General features: G+C 38.6%; 17 protein-coding genes. 16 read left to right on the top strand and 1 reads right to left on the bottom strand.

Going from position 1 to position 18,907, the window contains the following annotated elements:
• The first annotated feature begins 36 nt into the window (after positions 1-36).
• The 11 genes from ACFX4R_RS07635 to ACFX4R_RS07585 all read left to right on the top strand — a co-directional run bounded on the left by ACFX4R_RS07635 (position 37) and on the right by ACFX4R_RS07585 (position 12,653).
• Positions 37-1,197, top strand: a complete 1,161-nt coding sequence (locus ACFX4R_RS07635) for an acyltransferase family protein (RefSeq protein ID WP_377569276.1) — start codon at positions 37-39, stop codon at positions 1,195-1,197.
• 34 nt (positions 1,198-1,231) lie between these two features.
• Complete coding sequence (locus ACFX4R_RS07630; protein ID WP_280559168.1) at positions 1,232-1,966, top strand: YveK family protein; 735 nt, start codon at positions 1,232-1,234, stop codon at positions 1,964-1,966.
• Positions 1,956-2,588: a CpsD/CapB family tyrosine-protein kinase gene (locus tag ACFX4R_RS07625; RefSeq protein ID WP_280559169.1), complete on the top strand. Its 633-nt coding sequence runs from the start codon at positions 1,956-1,958 to the stop codon at positions 2,586-2,588. The genes ACFX4R_RS07630 and ACFX4R_RS07625 overlap by 11 nt, the downstream gene beginning before the upstream one ends.
• 31 nt (positions 2,589-2,619) lie before the next feature.
• Positions 2,620-3,258, top strand: coding sequence for a sugar transferase (locus tag ACFX4R_RS07620; RefSeq protein ID WP_052500322.1), 639 nt, complete (start codon positions 2,620-2,622; stop codon positions 3,256-3,258).
• Positions 3,259-3,270: 12 nt separating this feature from the next.
• On the top strand, positions 3,271-4,221 hold the full coding sequence (locus ACFX4R_RS07615) for an NAD-dependent epimerase/dehydratase family protein (protein ID WP_377569274.1): 951 nt from the start codon (positions 3,271-3,273) through the stop codon (positions 4,219-4,221).
• A 9-nt stretch (positions 4,222-4,230) separates the two neighbouring features.
• Complete coding sequence (locus ACFX4R_RS07610) at positions 4,231-5,676, top strand: oligosaccharide flippase family protein (RefSeq protein WP_377569271.1); 1,446 nt, start codon at positions 4,231-4,233, stop codon at positions 5,674-5,676.
• Positions 5,669-6,871, top strand: a complete 1,203-nt coding sequence (locus ACFX4R_RS07605) for an O-antigen ligase family protein (protein WP_377569269.1) — start codon at positions 5,669-5,671, stop codon at positions 6,869-6,871. Before ACFX4R_RS07610 ends, ACFX4R_RS07605 begins: the two co-directional genes overlap by 8 nt.
• Positions 6,868-7,653 (top strand): glycosyltransferase family 2 protein, encoded by a 786-nt coding sequence (locus ACFX4R_RS07600; RefSeq protein ID WP_377569267.1) that lies wholly within the window; start codon positions 6,868-6,870, stop codon positions 7,651-7,653. Before ACFX4R_RS07605 ends, ACFX4R_RS07600 begins: the two co-directional genes overlap by 4 nt.
• A gap of 13 nt (positions 7,654-7,666) precedes the next feature.
• The gene (locus ACFX4R_RS07595) at positions 7,667-8,734 is read left to right on the top strand and encodes a glycosyltransferase family 4 protein (protein ID WP_377569265.1); all 1,068 of its coding nucleotides are present in this window, start codon (positions 7,667-7,669) and stop codon (positions 8,732-8,734) included.
• A gap of 99 nt (positions 8,735-8,833) precedes the next feature.
• Positions 8,834-10,366, top strand: coding sequence for a pectate lyase family protein (locus ACFX4R_RS07590; protein WP_377569263.1), 1,533 nt, complete (start codon positions 8,834-8,836; stop codon positions 10,364-10,366).
• Positions 10,367-10,610: 244 nt separating this feature from the next.
• Positions 10,611-12,653, top strand: a complete 2,043-nt coding sequence (locus tag ACFX4R_RS07585) for a SpoIID/LytB domain-containing protein (protein ID WP_377569261.1) — start codon at positions 10,611-10,613, stop codon at positions 12,651-12,653.
• Positions 12,654-12,709: 56 nt separating this feature from the next.
• Here ACFX4R_RS07585 and ACFX4R_RS07580 read toward each other — a convergent pair whose 3' ends face one another.
• Positions 12,710-13,162 carry a VanZ family protein gene (locus ACFX4R_RS07580; protein WP_218812792.1) on the bottom strand — a complete coding sequence of 151 codons (453 nt, stop codon included), beginning with the start codon at positions 13,160-13,162 and terminating at the stop codon, positions 12,710-12,712.
• Between the two features lie 545 nt (positions 13,163-13,707).
• On the opposite strand from ACFX4R_RS07580, the gene ACFX4R_RS07575 reads away from it, so the two are divergent.
• The 5 genes from ACFX4R_RS07575 (at position 13,708) to ACFX4R_RS07555 (ending at position 18,900) form a co-directional block, all read left to right on the top strand.
• The gene (locus ACFX4R_RS07575; RefSeq protein WP_218812791.1) at positions 13,708-14,475 is read left to right on the top strand and encodes a tyrosine-protein phosphatase; all 768 of its coding nucleotides are present in this window, start codon (positions 13,708-13,710) and stop codon (positions 14,473-14,475) included.
• A 15-nt stretch (positions 14,476-14,490) separates the two neighbouring features.
• The gene (locus tag ACFX4R_RS07570; protein ID WP_218812790.1) at positions 14,491-14,649 is read left to right on the top strand and encodes a hypothetical protein; all 159 of its coding nucleotides are present in this window, start codon (positions 14,491-14,493) and stop codon (positions 14,647-14,649) included.
• A gap of 274 nt (positions 14,650-14,923) precedes the next feature.
• A complete protein-coding gene (gene wecB / locus ACFX4R_RS07565) occupies positions 14,924-16,054 on the top strand; it encodes a non-hydrolyzing UDP-N-acetylglucosamine 2-epimerase (RefSeq protein WP_218812789.1) in 1,131 nt (376 codons plus the stop codon).
• A gap of 1 nt (position 16,055) precedes the next feature.
• A complete protein-coding gene (gene galU / locus ACFX4R_RS07560; protein WP_218812788.1) occupies positions 16,056-16,949 on the top strand; it encodes a UTP--glucose-1-phosphate uridylyltransferase GalU in 894 nt (297 codons plus the stop codon).
• A 130-nt stretch (positions 16,950-17,079) separates the two neighbouring features.
• Positions 17,080-18,900, top strand: coding sequence for a polysaccharide biosynthesis protein (locus ACFX4R_RS07555; RefSeq protein WP_306441394.1), 1,821 nt, complete (start codon positions 17,080-17,082; stop codon positions 18,898-18,900).
• Positions 18,901-18,907: the final 7 nt, after the last annotated feature.

The following is an 18,907-nucleotide window of genomic DNA, read 5'->3' as shown; positions in this document are numbered from 1 at the left end:
GATAACATTATTTATTAAATTAGGATAGGAGATTACATGGAAAAAAGATATGTAGAACTTGATTCTTTAAGAGGATTAGCAGCTCTTTTTGTTGTGATAAATCATTATCTCATGATTTATCCAAGCTTCAGCGAGTATAGGTATGACGGTGATTCTTCTTTTTTACTGTCCATGGTAAAAGAAAGCCCGCTGCGGATATTGTTCAGCAGTGGAAATGAATCAGTTGTTTTGTTTTTTGTCTTAAGCGGATTTGTTTTAGCACTGCCGTTTTATGGGCGTTCTTCTTTTCGGTATGAGAACTATCTTGTAAGAAGAATTTGCCGAATTTATCTTCCTTACTTGTTTGCGGTGTGTGTGGCTATTTTATGCAAAATCTTATTTAGCCAAGGTGGGATTTCACAGTTAAGCCAATGGTTTAATCATTCATGGATCACAAACGAGTCGCCAAGTTTACTTCTTCAGCACTTCTTTTTAATTGGCACATTTAACACAGACGCTTACAACAATGTTATTTGGTCGCTTGTTCATGAAATGAGAATTTCAATTATTTTTCCTCTTTTAATGATTCTTTTGCTGCGAATGGACGCAAAGAAAATCATGATGCTATTGTTTTTCGTTTTTGTTTCATCATCAGCGCTATTACTGCTTAATCAATCAAACTTAGAGCCTACGAACTTCTTGCTTTCTTATCATTATTTGCTTTTATTCGCCGCGGGTGCAGTTACGGCGAAATACCGAGATTTTTTTATTCAACTTTATCTGAAAATTGGCACATTTAAAAAGGGTCTTATCGTTCTGATTGCATTTACCTGTTATTTATCTGAAGGCATTATGGGAAATTACGCGATCACCAATAACTTTTTATGCCGCAATCTAGCAGTGATGGTAGGGAGCTGTATGTTCATTATTATCGCTTTAGCATCGCCGGCAGCTTCAAAGGTTTTACGTACAGGAGTGCTGTCGTTTCTAGGTAAAGTTTCGTACAGCTTATATTTAACTCATCTCATCGTGCTGTTTTCGTTGCTGTATTTGTTACACGGGCTTTTGCCGTACTGGAGCATTCTAAGCATTTGTTTCCTTTTATCACTGGCAATGGCTTCCGTCACGTATCATTTTGTTGAAAAGCCTTCCAGCAGATTAGGGAAATTCCTCACAAGAAACAAAGTTGTTTTCGGCGGAGCAGTGAGTCGTAAGTAACAGAGAGATAAAAGCGTATGGAGGTGAGTTTACGATGCAGGATAAAATTCAGCTAAAGGATTTTTTTCGAATTTTAAAAAGAAGATGGCTTACGATGCTTTTAGTCATAGTCATTACGAGTATGAGCATCACAACTATCTGTTTCTATCTACTAAAGCCTACGTATCAAGCATCTACTCAAGTACTTGTTAATCAAGCAACATCTAAAAATGTAGATGAGATTGCTAATATTACACAGCTGAATACCCAATTAATTTCTTCGTATATCGATTTTATTAAAAGTCCGATGATCATAAACGGTGTAAAAGACGAATTAAAGTTAACTATTTCTAATAAAAAGCTGAGTGAACAAATTACGATTGATCATAACGAAAATTCTCAATTTGTCACGATTACCGTAAGAAACGAGAATTCGAAAACAGTAAGTGAAATCGCAAATAAAGTAGCTCTTCTTTCAAAAGATCAAGCGATGAAGTTAATGAAAGGAAGCAACATTCAAGTATTAACCGAACCGTCGCAGAGCCTTAAAGTATTCCCAAAGCCGCTGCCGGTTGCAGCTATTACTATCTTGGTCAGTCTGTTGGTAGGAATAGCGGGAGCGATGTTGAGAGAATATCTTGATAGTACAGTACGAAATGAACAAGATATTCAAGAACTTATCGGACTTCCGATTATTGGACATATCGAGCTGGAGTCTCGAAAAATGAAGCGAAACCAAAAGCAAGGCAGTGATCAGGCAAAGGCAAGGAGGGAGAAGCTTGAGTTTTAAACAAAAAAAGTATCCATTTTCACTGTATCAAGATGCCAAAACCATCAACCAAACAAATATGATTCGAAAAAATGTTGAGGTGCTGCTGAATAGTGAAGCCAAATGCCTGACAATCACATCAGCGGAAGTGAACGATAAAAAGCCGCTTATGACGGCAAAGCTAGGGATTTCATTTGCTGAACAAGGAAAAAATGTTCTTCTTATTGACGGAAACGTGCATTGTCCTTCTCTTCATCAGCTCTTTGACCTTGGAAGTTCAGAAGGATTAACGGATGTATTAGTAAACGGGAAAGGCCGGCATGTACCCATTAAACAAACGTCATACAAAGGACTGGATGTGCTTCCGGCCGGATCTCACTTTCGAAACGCATCCACACTATTTGTTTCCAAGTACTTTGATGAGCTCATAAAAAGATGGAAAGAAGAATACGATTTGATTCTTTTTGAAACACCTCAGTTTTTAGAAGAGACCGATTCTCATATTCTTGCAGCAAAATGTGATGCGACCATGCTCATTGTGGAAGAGCGCAAAACAAAACTAGATGCCGTTGTTAAAACGAAAAATATGCTGGAAAAAGCGCGCATTCATGTGCTAGGCGTTATTTGGAGTCCGTCTCACTAGCTCCTCATTTTATATAGAAGGAAGTGAAACGATGAATCAAATTGTCTCGAAAACGACCGGTGATTCCGATGTGCTAAAAAAAGACTTTCCGCTTTTTTACTTGCTGTGTAAACGCGTATGTGATATTGCAATTTCGCTTATGGCATTTGTGGTATTACTGCCTGTCATTTTGTTATTTGCGCTCATTGTGATGATTGAAACACCGGGTTCACCTTTCTTTCTTCAAGAGCGTCTAGGTCAAAGCGGCAGGCCATTTACGATTATGAAGCTGCGTTCGATGTACAGCGACGCTGAAAAAAACGGAGCGCAGTGGGCCGTTAAAAATGACAGCCGCGTTACCAAAGTAGGAAAGCTGATTCGCCAAACGCGAATTGATGAACTGCCTCAGCTGTGGAATGTGTTAAAAGGCGATATGTCGATTGTGGGGCCACGACCTGAAAGAGCCGTATTTATAGAAGAGTTTCAAAAAACACTTCCTTCGTTTAGCCAGCGGCTTGCTGTTAAGCCTGGACTAACAGGCTGGGCGCAAATTAACGGAGGATATGAGCTAACGCCAGCAGAAAAGCTGGAGCTCGATCTTTACTACATTCAACATACGAATATACGGTTTGACGTGAAGATTATGATAAAAACGCTAAGAGTCATTGTAACAGGAGACGGATCAAGATAGGAGAGGGATAACATGAAAAGAGTACTAGTTACAGGCGGATGCGGTTTTATTGGGTCACATATGGTAGAGCTTCTTTATCAAAACGGATTTGAAGTAAAGGTAATCGACAATCTATCAACGGGAAAAATAGCAAACTTAGAAAATCGAGGTATTTCTTTTCACTACGGAGATATTGTGAGTGAAGAATTAGATAAAGTATTTGCCGAGTTTAAACCTCATTATGTTGTTCACCAAGCGGCTCAAGTGAGCGTGGCTCATTCCGTTACTAATTTTCATCATGACGCCAATGTTAATATTCAAGGGACGATCAACATTATTAATGCATGCAAAAAACACGGAGCTGAAAAAATCATTTTTGCTTCATCAGCTGCCGTGTACGGAAATACGAACGTTACTCCAATTACGCTTGCTCACCCAACGAGTCCAGCTTCACCTTACGGATTGTCAAAGTTTACGTCTGAAGAATATTTAAAGCTTGCTAAACAGCTGTATGATATTGATTACGTGATTCTTCGCTACAGCAACGTGTATGGCCCACGGCAAAATTCACAGGGGGAAGGCGGCGTAATTTCAATCTTTTTTGACCGGTTTGTTACGAACCAACAGCCGATTATTTACGGAAGCGGCCGTCAAACAAGAGATTTTATTTACGTGGAAGACGTGAGCCAGGCGTGTTTACAAGCCATTCAGTATGAAGGATGCGGCACGTTTAATATTTCCAATAACAGCAGCATCAGCATCAACGAACTCTTTTTTACGATGAAAAGCATATCCGGCAGTCACTTAACACCTGCTTATCACAGCGTGCGTGAAGGTGATATTGCAGACAGCAGACTGTGCAACAAAGAAAGCATCAAAGTATTAAAGTGGTCGCCTGCTTTTACGCTTGAAAAAGGCTTAGCTAAAACGTATGACTACTATCACGAAACGCTAGCTCAGCGATTTGCTAAAACGATGGAGTAAGAGGAATGTATGAAGAAAAATTCCATTTGGAAAAACATTGTTCATTTATTTATTAGTACCGTTGTATCACGTTTGTTAAATGCAGCTGCGCTTATCGTGCTGGCACAGTATTTAAGCGCAGCTAGTTACGGCAGCTTCAGCGTAGCGCTAGCTTTTGCGATGATATTGGGCTACTTTACCGACGTTGGATTAAGCAATACGGTGCTTCGTGAAGGCTCTAAAAAACAAGCAGACGTGGATCATCTTTTGTCATCGTATTTGAAAATGAGAATTTTGCTTTTGCTTGCGACGTTTGCAGGGGCATATATAGTGATTTCCTTGTTTTATCACGAACCGTCACTTGTAAAAATGATGTACTACTTGATTGTACCGATGGTGACAGGACTTGCAATGCAAAGCATAGGGATTACGTATTTTCAGCTTACTGAACAAATGCATCATTTAGGAGCCATTCGAATCTACTCAGCTCTTTTGCTAGTGGTTCTGCTGACGGTTGGAATGCTGATGCATACAAGCCCGTTTTTTATTTCGTTTTTGTTTGGCTTTTCCTATCTTTTAGCAGGAGTGTACGGACTGTGGATGGTGAGAAAAAGAGTATCGTTTAATTTGAAAAAGAAAATTCAACGCGGACTGTTAAAAAATATCGGCTCCTTTATTGTAAGCGGACTGTTGATTATGCTGCTGCCGCAGCTTGGTCCAATCGTATTAGAAAATACGATTCCGCTTGCAGCCGTCGGCGTGTTTGCCGTTGCGTACCGTATTCCATCGGCGCTGTATCAAGTTCCAGGAATTGTGGCAGGTGCGTTTTATCCGGTATTGTTTCGTCACTATAATCACCAGCAGGCAGATAAACATTTAGAGTTAAATATTCTTCAAGTGAAGCTTATGAGTTTAGTAGGGATGCTAACAGCGCTTCCTTTTTATCATTTATCCGATCTTGCCGTGTCGTTATTGTTCGGAGATAAATGGGCTGCGGCTGGAGGTGCGTTAAAGTGGCTGTCGCTGATGCTGATTTTCCAAGGCTTAAGCGTAGCACTAGCAGACGGCTTAACAACAAAAGGACTTCAAGGAAGAAGAACGGGCGTTCAGCTGGTTGCTGTTGTATCGGGAATTGCTTTTTACTACTTTTTAAGCTCTGCTTATTCTGTGATGGGAGCCGTGTATGCCGCGCTTTTAATTGAAGGAATTTTATTTATCGGCTGCTGGTTATGCAATCCAGAAAGAGTCATCATTATGCACAAAACCTTTCCCATTTTTGTTTGTTTATTTGGCAGTACGATTGTGCTTACTACGCTCCTGTTTTCGCAGCATCCGTTTATTGCGCTGTGTGTGAACATGCTGCTTGTGTTGCTGCTAACGCTGTTAGATAGAGAGATTAGAAATCAAGCGCTTAGCTATTTGCAAAAAAGTAAGTTAGTAAACGTAGAGAACAGAAAGGAGGCACAAAATGGATAGTGTATACGTGCAAAATCGAAAACCGACCGTTTTGTTTTGTCTTTTTGTTCTTGTTACGTTAAGTAAATATAACGTGAATATTGGCTTTTCATTAAAGCCGTACATGATTTTTTTATTTGCACTTCTGCTGTTGAGTTTTGCTTCTTTTTACGTTTATAAGCTTCAGGCGTATGAAGTGCTGCTGCTTTTATTTTATCTTTTTTACTGTATGACCGGAGCGTTTTCTCTGTACCCTGAAGCGAGTCTTCGTATTATGCTAGGCGTTTTGCTTATCCTTGCTTGCTACTTTTTAATGAAATATGTGATAGCAGAGTTTCATAGCGGAAGTATTAAACGTGCGTTAACCGGAGCGGGCATTCTTTTTAACGGTGTGAGCTTGCTGCTCTATATTGCCGGTCTCCAAGCCGTTCATTTTCAATTTGCCTCCGAAGTAGAAATTATTAAATGGGGCGTCATGATTGACCGCAGCTATCCCCGTTTGATTGGCGTACTGGATGATCCTAATATTTATGTATTTTACAATACGCTGTTTTTTACTTACTTTTTAACGAATAGCGATAGTACTAAAAATAAAGTCGGACTTTTACTTAGCACATTAGCAAGCGTGTTAACGTTTTCCCGAGGCGGATTAATTGCCATGGTCGCCGTGTTGATTCTATATTTGCTCATTACTCGTTCGCTTAACAGTCTTAAAACAGCTCTTTCGTTTGTGTTTTTATTTGGTGCACTTGCTCTTATCGCTCATTTTATGACGAATTTTAACGTGTTCACCATTTTAACTGAACGAGCCGATGATTTTTTACATGACGGAGGAAGCGGAAGGTTTTCGCTGTGGAGCCGGGCATTTGAGTTTTTTTCATCGCATCCGTTTGCCGGAATCGGCGCTTTTAACTTTTCAGAGTATAACTTGTTTTACTACGGCGAAGCCCTGTACGTTCATAACACGTTTTTAGAGATTTTATCAGAGACGGGTATGATTGGTTTTTGTCTATATTTTAGCTTTTTACTTCTTGTGTTGCTTCAGCTTTTAAAACAAAAAATTCATAAACAAGAACCTTACTTATTTTTAACGTTTATTGGTTTTTTGCTTCAAATGATGTCGCTTTCGTTAATTGTAAATGAGCTGTTCTTTTTATACCTAGCGCTGCTGTCAGGCTATTTACGAAATCATCAAAGTGAGGAGAGTGCAAAATGAATAACTTCAAATCTCAACCGGATCAGCCCCTCGTTTCAATTGTTACACCTGCCTATAACTGCGCAGCCTTTATTTCATCCACCATAAAATCCGTTCAGCAGCAAACGTACCTCAACTGGGAGCTGCTTGTTATTGACGACTGTTCGACAGATGAAACGGCTGAAGTAGTAAAGAAATTCAGTAGAAAAGATCAACGCATTCACCTGCTTCAGCTAACCAAAAATTCAGGAGCCGCAGCGGCACGAAACGAAGGTATAATCGCAGCAAACGGAAGATTCCTTGCCTTTTTAGACAGCGATGATGTATGGCATACAGAAAAACTTGCAAAACAAGTGGCCTTTATGCTTGAAAAAAACTGTGCGTTTTCTTATACGGGCTACAGCATAATCAATGAAAAAGGTGAGGAAACAGGAGTTGAAGTAAACGTTCCAAGAAGTGTTGATTACAAAAAGCTAGCGGGAAATACCATTATCGGCTGTTTGACGGTCATGCTTGATAAAAAACAAATTTCCGAGATTTTAATGCCAAACATTCAACCAGAAGACACGGCGCTGTGGCTGTCACTGTTGAGAAAAGGCTATACAGCTTACGGCCTTCAAGAGTCACTTGCTTATTATCGTCTGGTATCTCATTCGGTTTCTAGCAACAAGCTGAAAGCAGCGACAAGGTATTGGAAGCTTCTTCGCAAACAAGAGCGGCTGCCGCTATGGAAAAGCGCCACTTATTTTGTCCAGTACAGCGTAAATGCGTACGCTAAAAGCAAAAACCTTTCAAAATCGTAAAGGATGTGAAGTCTTGAAAAACGTACTTTTAATCACAGATAAATTGATTACAGGCGGAGCAGAAACGTATTTTTGCAAGCTCGAAAATCAGTTAAATCATCCCGATATTACCGTATACACAGCAGCTGCAATGGGAGAACTGTACAGCAAAATTCAATATAAAAAACGGTTCACGCCTTTAAGCAGAAAAAATCATCTTCACAATCTTTATATACTGTGGAAAAAGGTTCGAACGTGTAAAATTGACATCATTCATGCCAACAGCCTGCGCATGGTGATGTATGCAGTGTGCGTAAATCGAGTGCTGCGAAAAAAAGTAAAAATACTTTATACAAAGCATAATGTAACGGTGCTTGAACAAAAGGCAAAAAGCTTTTTTTGTAAACTCGTAAACTCTTATGTGCATGGAGTGATTACGGTCAGCCGCTTTGAACAAGAGCAGTTAATGCACCTTGGCGTAAATAGCAGCAAAGTAACAACGATTTACAATGGAGTGGATTTAAATCAGTTTGTGTTTAAAGAAAAAGCATCTTCACTCGACTGTCATATCGGTCTGTTGGCACGAGCTTCAAAAGAAAAAAATCACGAGCTGTTTATCGAAATTGCCTCACTGCTTCGAGATCACGAACATATGAAGTTTCATATCGGAGGAGGAGGGCCTGACCTTCAGCGAATTCAAGAGCTCATTCAGCAGCAAGGCTTATCCGAAAAGATAAAGATATGGGGAGAAGTAGAAGACCCTGAAGCATTTATTACGAAAATGGATATGCTTCTGTTAACTTCTCATCGTGAAGTCTTTCCAATGGTTGTTTTAGAAGCAATGGCCGTTGGTACACCGATGATTTCAATTGATGTAGGAGGCGTGAAGGAAGCAATAGCAGACGGAGACACGGGCTACTTAATCCCTGCGTATTCACCTCAAGCATTCGCAGAAAAAATTACGGTGCTGTACGCCGAGCAAGAACAAAAGCAGCGTTTTGCTAAAGGCGCAAGGAAAAAAGTCGAACAGCACTTTACGTCGAGTCAAATGATTGCGTCCACTGCTAATCAATACGTAAACGTGAGCGGAAAAAGCTTCTAACACGGAAGCTTTTTTTCTATGAAAATAGTGAACCACAGGTAGTCAAAACGCATAAAGTAATAGAAGCAGTACATGCTTTATAGCTGCTGAGAAAGCGAGATGAGTTTAATGGAAAACTGCAGTGAAGAAAGAATAGTAGACGCCGCTTGTTTTGGTGTGAAAAGAGACGGCGTGACGGATGATGCACCTGCGATACAGCAAGCAATTGATTACGCAGAGGCTAACAATTTATCACGAGTACTCCTAACAGGAGACTATACGTATGCCATCGCATCACCTCTTGTGATTAAACCGTCTATTTCGTTTGAAATGGACAGCGGAACAAAACTTAAAGTAACGGGAAATTATCATGTATTTACGCTGCAAAAAGATGCGTCTATTTCAGGAGGAACCGTTGAAGTGATCGACCCATCATTTACCTCTTCGGTCATTTACCTTCATGGATCGCAGCAATTAGAAACAGGAAACAAAACGACGATAAGTAACATCAGCATGATCAATACGTCAGGCGCTTATAATGGAAAAGGCATTTATTTTTATTGCCAAAAAGCGTGGGATTTTATCAGCTTTGTGAACGTATCCTTTGTACACCTTCGCAACTTTGAAAGAGGCGTACTGCTGCAAACTGAAAAAATCACCAACATCAATACGCCTGCATGGATTAACGCGAATAACTTTAGCTATTTATCAATTGACGGCTGTCAGTATGGAATTGACGTAGCCGGTATCAGCGACGTGCCGTATGAAACGTCAGGAAACAGCTTTAGTCATTTTCAAATGCAGTGCCGCAGCCAAACGAAACGAGCAATTAAATGTTCAGGTGCTTACAATACGTTTGAAGGTCATATTTGGGATACGTATTTGATGAACGGGGGAGAACCGCCCGTAGAATTTACAAGTATCTCACATCGAAATCAGCTTGCCTCTAACCTTTTATCCACATCGATTTTAAACAACGGACAGTATAATGACATTACGTCTCCTTTTGAACAAACCCGAAATATATTTGCGCCAGGACTTCCAGGAAAACCTGATATCATCGGCGATCAAGACGATATTTTCGTACAAGCTGATAAAAAATATACCGTCAAACAAACAGCTGGAAAAGCCCCGTACGGAGGAAGCATCAGCAATTGCTTCAGCTTAATTGATGAACAAAGCATGAACTACCTCGATGTGCCAGCTTCAACTCCCGTTGTGATTGAAATGGACTTTACTGCAAATCCAATTAAAATGCTGAATATGGCCGGGGTTTCATTTGGATGGGGTGAGTCACCTAAAAATATTAAATTTGAATATCTAACAGCACTAGACGGTGCGTGGACAACAGCAAAAGACGTAAAAAACAATTTAGGAAACACGGTAACGGCAGAAGTGCGAGCCAATACGCTGTATAAAATGAGACTTACGCTAAGCGAATATACAAAAGACCACAAACGCTTTCGAATTAACCGCATATTCGGTACGTCTTCTATGATGCCCGGTTCCTCTTGGGTGGCAACGTCCGGAAGCAAAATGTACGGAAACCTCGAGTTTCAGCAAGGAAACAGCCTGATCCTTAAATCTCCTGACGGACAGAGCTGGAAGCTAAGCGTCGATAACACTGGGAAAGTCTCCGGGACAAAAATCTAAGTAGAGAAATTACTTTTAAACCAGCTTCTTTTTATGAGAAGCTATTTTTTATGTCGATAAAAAGTCACGAGCGTACTATGGATGGAACAAGCCTCAAAACCGTAAGTTATCTGGTTTATTTGTTGCCTAGTCTCAAATAAAGAAATATTTTAATTAAACTTAGCTAAAAAGGTTGGAAATTGTCGAAAGTCTGCCGATATAACGAAGGGAAACAGAAAAATAGACAAGGAGACAAGTAGACAGAATGAGAAAGATTTTACCCGTTTTATTCATGCTAAGTTTACTGGTTATGTTTAGCTATAGTGCTGCAATTAAGCCTGTACAGGCAGCCGAAACAGAGCCGACGGTATCCGTAAAATTAAAAAAATATTTAGGCAATCAATCCAGTATTAAAATTAAGCCATCGCAGTCCTATACGATTGCAGACAGCAAAGTAACGCTTCAAGCTAATACAGAGTACGAAGTAAAAGCAGCGGGGAGCAAAGTCAAACTCCTGCATAACCAAGAAGTCCTTGGTGAATTCGATAGCTTCACTGCTAAACCATCTACATACGAAGCCTTCCTTTCTATTAATAACCGAAACTACTTAGGAAACGTACAGTTTACCAACGAAGGCAGCAAATATGTCAGACCCATTAATACAATTCCAATGGAAGATTATTTAAAAGGCGTTGTTCCAAAAGAAGTGTATACGTCTTGGCATGCGGACGCATTAAAATCTCAGGCTGTTGCTGCGAGAACATACGCATTAAGCTATGCAAGTAAAATCATTGATGATACAACAAGTTTTCAAGTATACGGAGGATATGAATGGTACAACAGTACCAACAGCGCAGTTGATGAAACGTTTGGAAAAGTATTAAAGTACAACGGTGCGTTAATTAACTCTGTGTTTTCTTCAAGCAACGGCGGAATCATTGAATCTGATTATAATGCGTGGGGAAAGGCTTCTCATCCTTACTTTCAAGTGAAAACTGATCCGTATGATCCTCAAACAAAATGGTCATTAACAGTTCAAAAACAGCAAATTGACCTATCTACAAAAGATTTGAAAAACCCAGACGCGTGGTGGAGTCAAACAAAAGAAGCGGATGAAAAAATCGCAGGCAAAATTAAAGCACAAATGCAAACAGCGACTCAATTTAAAGGAAAAGACATTAAAATTGTAGGCATTTCTAAAATTAGCCTTTATCAGCCAACGTCAGGTCAGCGTATGAGCAAAGGAGATATCAGCGTAACCTACGTGATGAAAGGCGAAGTAGATCAAGACAATAAGCTTGCAGTTAAAACATGGAGTCGAACTGGAGATAAAGCAGATAACATTCGATTTATGCTGGACGGAACGCTGTTTAAAAGCCTGATGCTTACTAAGCAAGATCCTTTGGGGGACACAATTACTATTGAAGGAAAAGGAAACGGACATGGAGTCGGCTTGAGCCAATTCGGAGCGAATGCGATGGCTGCTCAAGGAAAAGCATATGCGGATATACTGAGCTTTTACTATCCGGGAGTAAGCCTAGTCTCTCAATACACGGATAAATATCCTCGAATCACGGTTCCAGATCCAGCTCAAGTCAATCCAATCAAGGCTGGTGATAGCAAACTATCAGGAACAGCTGAACCTAACTCGACGATCTATGTAAAAGTATGGCCGGATACCGTTGCGACAGGAAAAACAGACGCTGCAGGAAACTTTTCGTTTGACGTGCCAAAACAACAAGCGGGAACCATGCTTCATGTACTAGTCAAAGGTCAAGGTGGCTACAGTACGTATACGAAAATTTATGTACAGTCTGATACAGCCCCTGAAGCAGCAAAAGTAAATGAGCTAAGTGAAGGCGATACAAAACTAACGGGAACAGCAGAGCCGAACTCGATAATCTATGTAAAAGTATGGCCTGATATTATTGCGACAGGAAAAACGGATAATGCAGGAAACTTTTCTATTACGATTCCAAAGCAGCCGGTGGGCAAACAGCTTCACGTATTAGTGAAAGGCCAAAGCGGCTACAGCAAATATACAAAACTATTTGTGAAAACGGATCAAGCTCCGGAAGCACCAAAAGTTAACGCTATTTCAAGTCAAGATACCAAACTTACAGGAAGTGCCGAGCCAAACTCGACGATCTATGTAAAAGTGTGGCCAGATATTATTGCGACAGGAAAAACAGATAATGCAGGGAACTTTCCAATTGCCATACCCCAGCAAAAATCCGGAACGATGCTTCACGTACTAGTGAAAGGCCAAGGCGGCTACAGCACCTATTCAAAAGTAACAGTAAAATAAAAGAATACAAGATTTCTAGCATAAGAAAAAAGCATGCAGCTCTGCATGCTTTTTTCTTATGCTTTGATATTCTTTTTTCTCGCCCGATACAACAGATATAATGCAATGGCTGCACCCAGTGAATCAACAGCTACATCTATAATCCGTCCATCTCGGCCAATAATAAACGCCTGATGCACTTCATCTAAAAATGCAAAAGCAGCTACACACAGCCATGCTTTTATGTAACGATAGCTCTGCTTCTTTAAATTCCAGTAAAAAAGCAAGCCTAACAAGCCGAAAAAAGATAGGTGGGCAATTTTTCGTACAATAAACTCTGCATTAAAGCCGTAGCTGTAGGCGGTGAAAAATTCACTGCCAGGACGCAAAACGGACCAAAGCGTAGCCTCATGATCCCAAACCGACGAATTTGTCCAGCTAGAAGGATCCATTACTTCTAAATGCGGAGTATGTGAGAACTTTGAAATAGATAATAGCAAAAGAACTAATAAAACACGCTTTAAAATCATTACAAAACTCTTTTCTCTACAAAATTTTCACTTAATGATAAAAAAAGATGGCGAAAATTGCAAGGAATTAGTTAGAGTATATGATGTATTAGAGTCTTATTAACTATATTTCTAATAGGTATAAGTGTCTATTTTTTGCAATTACGTTTTCAATAAAAATGTTATATTTAAAGTAATGGTTGCGTTTTCAATATAACAAAGAGGAATTCCTGTTTTTCTCTGAAATTTAAAAATAAATAATTCTCTAGGCTCAATAAATAGAAAGGTTTCACTGATAAAATAAGTTTTGAAGAGTTATTTGGAATAAAATTCTTTTTAGTGAAAATAAATCTAATTAATATAAATAATTAGTATATAGTTATAACGTTTATCATGATAAAAAAAGACTATTTCAGATACAAAAAACGTCATAAAAAGAAGAAATTAAGTCATTTGATATTTTTCGACAAAATAAGACATTGAAGGGTTAATATGCCTATGGTAGTATTTCATAAGTATAACTAGTTCGTATAGCTCATTTAAGGTGATAAGGAGGAATATAAGAAATGATTGATCTTCACTGTCATATTTTACACGGTATTGACGATGGTGCTCAAACAATAGAAGACAGCTTACATATGGCAAAACAAGCAGTAAGTGAAGGGATTCATACCATTGTTGCAACTCCTCACCACCAAAATGGCAAATATATAAATGAAAAAAATGAAATTATACAGCGAGTCGAGCAGTTAAATACTTATTTGCTTCAAGAAAATATCCCTCTTACAATATTACCGGGTCAAGAGTCTCGTATATATGGAGAAATTATCAAAGACTATCAAAACGGTAAAATACTTACTTTAAATCAAACAGGAAAATACCTTTTTATAGAACTGCCATCCAGCCAAGTGCCAAATTTCACTGAAAAATTAATATACGATATTCAGTCTGAAGGATTAACGCCAATTATTGTTCATCCTGAGCGTAACAGCAGGCTTATAGAAGATCCAGATATTTTATATAATCTTGTGAGCAAAGGAGTTCTTACTCAAGTTACAGCATCCAGCTTAACAGGAAGGTTTGGTAAGAAAATCAAGAAATTTTCTATAGATTTAATCCAAGCAAACTTAACTCATATGATTGCTTCTGATGCACATAACATCTCTGGCAGGAACTTTCACATGCAGGAAGCAAGCGATCTTATTTCTGCTGAATACGGGATAGACATGCTGTATCTATTTCAAGAAAATGCGGATGCGGTTATCAATGGAAATGTTTGTTTTAAAGATACACCGGAAAAAATTAAGAAGAAGAAGTTTTTAGGGATTTTTTAGATAAGGATGATATAAGTGAAGAATTTTAATGAATTGCCGAAGAATGTCAAGAAGACAATTCGCTATATAAATCAGGATGTTTCTTTAGAACAGCTAATGATTTTTAAATATCATTTAAATAAAGCCATCAAAAATAAAGAAAAAGAATTTTTTGGGGGTGGAAATAAACGTTAAGATTACTAGCGGTGATATCTCCTAGCCAGTATCTAAGGAGGTACTCGGCTGCACTGTGGGTGCAATATATACATACCTTAGACACTCTGTTCTCGAAAGTGTAGTGTGAGGAGGGGTTAGATGCCCAATTTTTTAGAATAGATGCTTAAAGAATAATTCTCTAAATTACTAGAGAGTTATTCCTTAAGCATCTATCTATGTAAGATACCTACACACTTACACTTGATTTATAGCTTGAAACTAGATAGAAAATGAATTGCAGGAAGGTGCCTTAATGATTAATCATAAAATAAAAGTAATGACTATATTTGGAACAAGGCCAGAAGCCATAAAAATGGCACCACTGGTATTGGAATTAAATAAACGTGAGGAATTTGAGTCTATTGTAGTGGTGACAGCACAGCACCGGGAAATGTTAGATCAGGTACTGAATACGTTTAATATTATTCCAGACTATGATTTAAATATTATGCAAAGCCGCCAAACTCTAATGGATGTTACCACGCGTGGATTAGAAGGATTAGATAAAGTGCTAAAAGAAGTTCAACCAAATATTGTACTTGTTCATGGAGATACAACAACCACATTTATAGCTAGCTTAGCCGCTTTTTATAATCAAATAAAAGTAGGACATGTTGAGGCTGGGTTGCGTACTTGGAATAAGTATTCTCCCTATCCAGAAGAAATGAATCGCCAATTAACAGGAGCTCTTGCAGATTTGCACTTTGCTCCAACATCAAAATCTGCTGCTAATCTCTTAGAAGAAAATAAAAGTGAGGAAACTATATTTGTCACAGGAAACACAGCTATAGATGCTTTAAATACAACAGTCTTAGAAGATTATTCACATCCCATGTTAGAACATCTTGGGAATGATCGTTTACTATTATTAACGGCTCATCGTCGTGAAAATTTGGGTGAACCAATGCGCAACATGTTCCGAGCAATTAAACGAATTGTTCAAGAGAATAATGATGTACAAGTTGTTTACCCTGTACACTTGAATCCAGTGGTGAGAGAGATTGCTAACGAAGTTTTAGGTGAAGATCCTCGTATTCATCTAATTGAACCACTTGAAGTAGTTGATTTCCATAATTTCGCTTCCAGAGCACATATAATTTTAACTGATTCAGGGGGAGTTCAAGAAGAAGCACCGTCTTTAGGCGTTCCAGTCTTAGTCCTTCGTGATACTACAGAACGTCCAGAAGGGATTGAAGCTGGAACACTAAAACTTGCTGGTATTGAAGAAGAAACCATCTATAGTCTCGTGGATGAGTTATTAACAAATGAAGAAGAATACAATCTTATGTCTAAGGCTTCCAATCCTTATGGTGATGGGAAAGCTTCCGAGCGTATTGCAGATGCTATAAAAGAGTATTTTAGCCAGGTAGAAATGAGGGACTAAATTGTCAAAAATAAGAAAAGCAATTATTCCAGCTGCTGGTCTAGGAACACGCTTTCTGCCAGCTACAAAAGCAATGCCGAAGGAAATGCTACCAATCGTAGATAAACCGACTATTCAATATATCGTTGAAGAGGCGGTTGAGTCAGGAATTGAAGATATTATTATCGTAACAGGCAAAGGAAAACGTTCAATTGAAGACCACTTTGATTATGCTCCAGAACTTGAGAATAACTTAGTTTCAAAAGAAAAGTTTGATATTTTAGAAAAAGTACGTCAATCGTCGAATATAGATATTCATTATATCCGTCAAAAAGAACCAAAAGGATTGGGACATGCGGTTTGGTGTGCACGCAACTTCATTGGTGAGGAGCCATTTGCAGTTTTACTTGGGGACGACATCGTGCAAGCAGAAACACCATGTCTGCGTCAGCTGATGAATGAATACGAGCAGACATTATCTTCAGTAATCGGTGTTCAAACGGTACCTGATAACCAAACGCATCGATATGGCATTATTGATCCAATTTCAAACGAAGGCCGCCGCCATCAAGTGAACAAGTTTGTTGAAAAGCCAGCAACAGGTACAGCTCCTTCAAATCTAGCAATTATGGGACGCTACGTATTTACGCCTGAAATTTTTAAGTTTCTAGAAGAACAAGAAGTAGGAGCTGGAGGCGAAATTCAATTAACTGATGCTATTCAAAAGCTAAATGAAATTCAACGTGTCTTTGCCTATGATTTTGAAGGTAAGCGTTATGACGTTGGAGAGAAACTAGGCTTTATTGAAACTACAATTGAATTTGCGTTGCAGCACCCCGATTTAAAAGAGGACTTACTGAAAATTATGAATGATTTGGTGGTTAAAGAAATGAAACATACAACCCCCGTCAGATAAAAATAATCTTTAAAGATTATTAATATTTTACCAAAATTTTAGTTTTAAATATTTAATTCAAGGACGTAATTGTTATGTTCCTTAACTAGATATTCTTTGCGACAAAATTTCACAAGAAGAAGGTGTTAAATTGAGCTACTCAAAACGAGTATCATTGCTAATAGGGATGGATTCGTTCATCGTCCTATTTTCAATATTCATTGGATATTATATTTTAAACCCTTACTTTAACATTTACACACTTCAAATGTTAACAATCAGTTCTCTGACTTTACTACTAAGCCATCATGTATTTGCATTTATTTATCACTTATATCATAAGGCTTGGGAATATGCTAGTGTGGGAGAACTTGTTGCCATTGTAAAAGCTGTAACATTCTCAGTTGGAACAGCAGCTATTGTTCAGTTGTTAGTAAACGGTAACGTATACATTCGGGTTTTATTTATCACATGGCTTTTACACATGTGCCTTATTGGAGGTTCTCGTTTTTCCTGGAGAATGGTAAGAGGGCGTCTTATTAAGTCAGTCATAGAAAAAGAGAATGCGCTCATTGTGGGGGCAGGATCAGCTGGCACGATGCTTGTCCGTCAATTATTAAAGCACAATGAAAGTGAACTAAAACCAATTGCTTTTGTAGATGATGATGTTACAAAACAGAAGCTTGAGATTTATGGGGTTACAGTGCTTGGTAAAACGGAAAATATTCCTGAAATTGTAGAGAAAAATGAGATAGGACATATTATTATTGCAATTCCATCACTTAATAAACTTGAAATTCAAAAGATTTATCAAGAGTGTAGTAAAACAAAAGCTCAAATAAAGATTATGCCAATGATAGAAGATATCATTACAGGAAAAGTATCCGTTAATCAATTTAGGGACGTACAGGTTGAAGATTTGTTAGGAAGAGACCCCGTAGAACTTGATATTCAGGGGATATCTAAGAAGTTAACTGGAAAAACAATTCTTGTTACGGGAGCGGGAGGCTCAATCGGATCAGAGATTTGCCGACAAGTAAGCAAGTTCAAACCGGGAAAAATATTGCTTCTTGGTCATGGAGAAAACTCGATTTATTCTATCGATATGGAGTTAAGAAATCGATACAAGGGTGAATTTGAAGTTATTCCGATTATTGCCGATATTCAAGATCGTCAGCGGATCTTTGATGTTATGGACAAGTACAGACCAGATGTGGTTTACCATGCTGCTGCTCATAAGCATGTCCCTTTAATGGAATATAACCCTAAGGAAGCTGTAAAAAATAACGTAATTGGTACAAAGAACGTAGCAGAGGCGGCTGATACATTTTCAGTTAGTAATTTCGTGCTGATTTCGTCAGATAAAGCGGTTAATCCTACAAATGTTATGGGCTCTACTAAGAGGATTGCAGAAATGGTAATTCAGGAATTAGATAAGCATAGTCAGACAAAGTTTGTAGCTGTTCGTTTCGGCAATGTTCTAGGCAGCCGTGGCAGTGTAATTCCTCTATTTAAAAAGCAAATTCAATCCGGCGGCCCTGTTACAGTTACGCATCCTGAAATGACAAGGTATTTTATGACAATCCCTGAGGCCTCTAGACTTGTTATGCAAGCTGGGACGCTTGCTCGTGGCGGAGAAATTTTTGTATTGGATATGGGTGAACCTGTTAAGATTGTAGATTTAGCAAAGAATCTGATTAAACTTTCAGGTTATACGGAAGAAGAGATCGGAATTAAGTATTCAGGCATTCGACCTGGAGAAAAAATGTATGAAGAGCTTCTAGGAAAAGATGAAGTACATGATGAGGCTATCTTCCCTAAGATCTTTATTGGAAAATCTGTAGAAGTAGATTTTTCTCGAGTTTCAACTTTGGTTAATAATTACAATGTTTATGATACAGAGTATACTAGGGATTATGTACTGAATTTAGCAAACGATCGTGAAAGTTTGCTTGCACAAAGTATGAATTAGACTATTT

The organism is Priestia sp. YIM B13490 (assembly GCF_042787735.1).
Lineage (GTDB): Bacteria > Bacillota > Bacilli > Bacillales > Bacillaceae_H > Priestia > Priestia megaterium.
Note: the sequence above shows the minus strand (reverse complement) of the source record. Positions and strands in the feature narration are given on the sequence as shown.

What these genes read in the sequence shown, in the direction of transcription:
- ACFX4R_RS07575 (WP_218812791.1), top strand. Translation starts at nt 13,708, where the DNA reads ATGATTGATCTTCACTGTCATATTTTACACGGTATTGACGATGGTGCT.
- ACFX4R_RS07585 (WP_377569261.1), top strand. Translation starts at nt 10,611, where the DNA reads ATGAGAAAGATTTTACCCGTTTTATTCATGCTAAGTTTACTGGTTATG.
- ACFX4R_RS07615 (WP_377569274.1), top strand. Translation starts at nt 3,271, where the DNA reads ATGAAAAGAGTACTAGTTACAGGCGGATGCGGTTTTATTGGGTCACAT.
- ACFX4R_RS07600 (WP_377569267.1), top strand. Translation starts at nt 6,868, where the DNA reads ATGAATAACTTCAAATCTCAACCGGATCAGCCCCTCGTTTCAATTGTT.
- ACFX4R_RS07620 (WP_052500322.1), top strand. Translation starts at nt 2,620, where the DNA reads ATGAATCAAATTGTCTCGAAAACGACCGGTGATTCCGATGTGCTAAAA.
- ACFX4R_RS07610 (WP_377569271.1), top strand. Translation starts at nt 4,231, where the DNA reads ATGAAGAAAAATTCCATTTGGAAAAACATTGTTCATTTATTTATTAGT.
- ACFX4R_RS07605 (WP_377569269.1), top strand. Translation starts at nt 5,669, where the DNA reads ATGGATAGTGTATACGTGCAAAATCGAAAACCGACCGTTTTGTTTTGT.
- ACFX4R_RS07580 (WP_218812792.1), bottom strand. Translation starts at nt 13,162, where the DNA reads ATGATTTTAAAGCGTGTTTTATTAGTTCTTTTGCTATTATCTATTTCA.
- ACFX4R_RS07635 (WP_377569276.1), top strand. Translation starts at nt 37, where the DNA reads ATGGAAAAAAGATATGTAGAACTTGATTCTTTAAGAGGATTAGCAGCT.
- ACFX4R_RS07630 (WP_280559168.1), top strand. Translation starts at nt 1,232, where the DNA reads ATGCAGGATAAAATTCAGCTAAAGGATTTTTTTCGAATTTTAAAAAGA.
- ACFX4R_RS07590 (WP_377569263.1), top strand. Translation starts at nt 8,834, where the DNA reads ATGAGTTTAATGGAAAACTGCAGTGAAGAAAGAATAGTAGACGCCGCT.
- wecB (WP_218812789.1), top strand. Translation starts at nt 14,924, where the DNA reads ATGATTAATCATAAAATAAAAGTAATGACTATATTTGGAACAAGGCCA.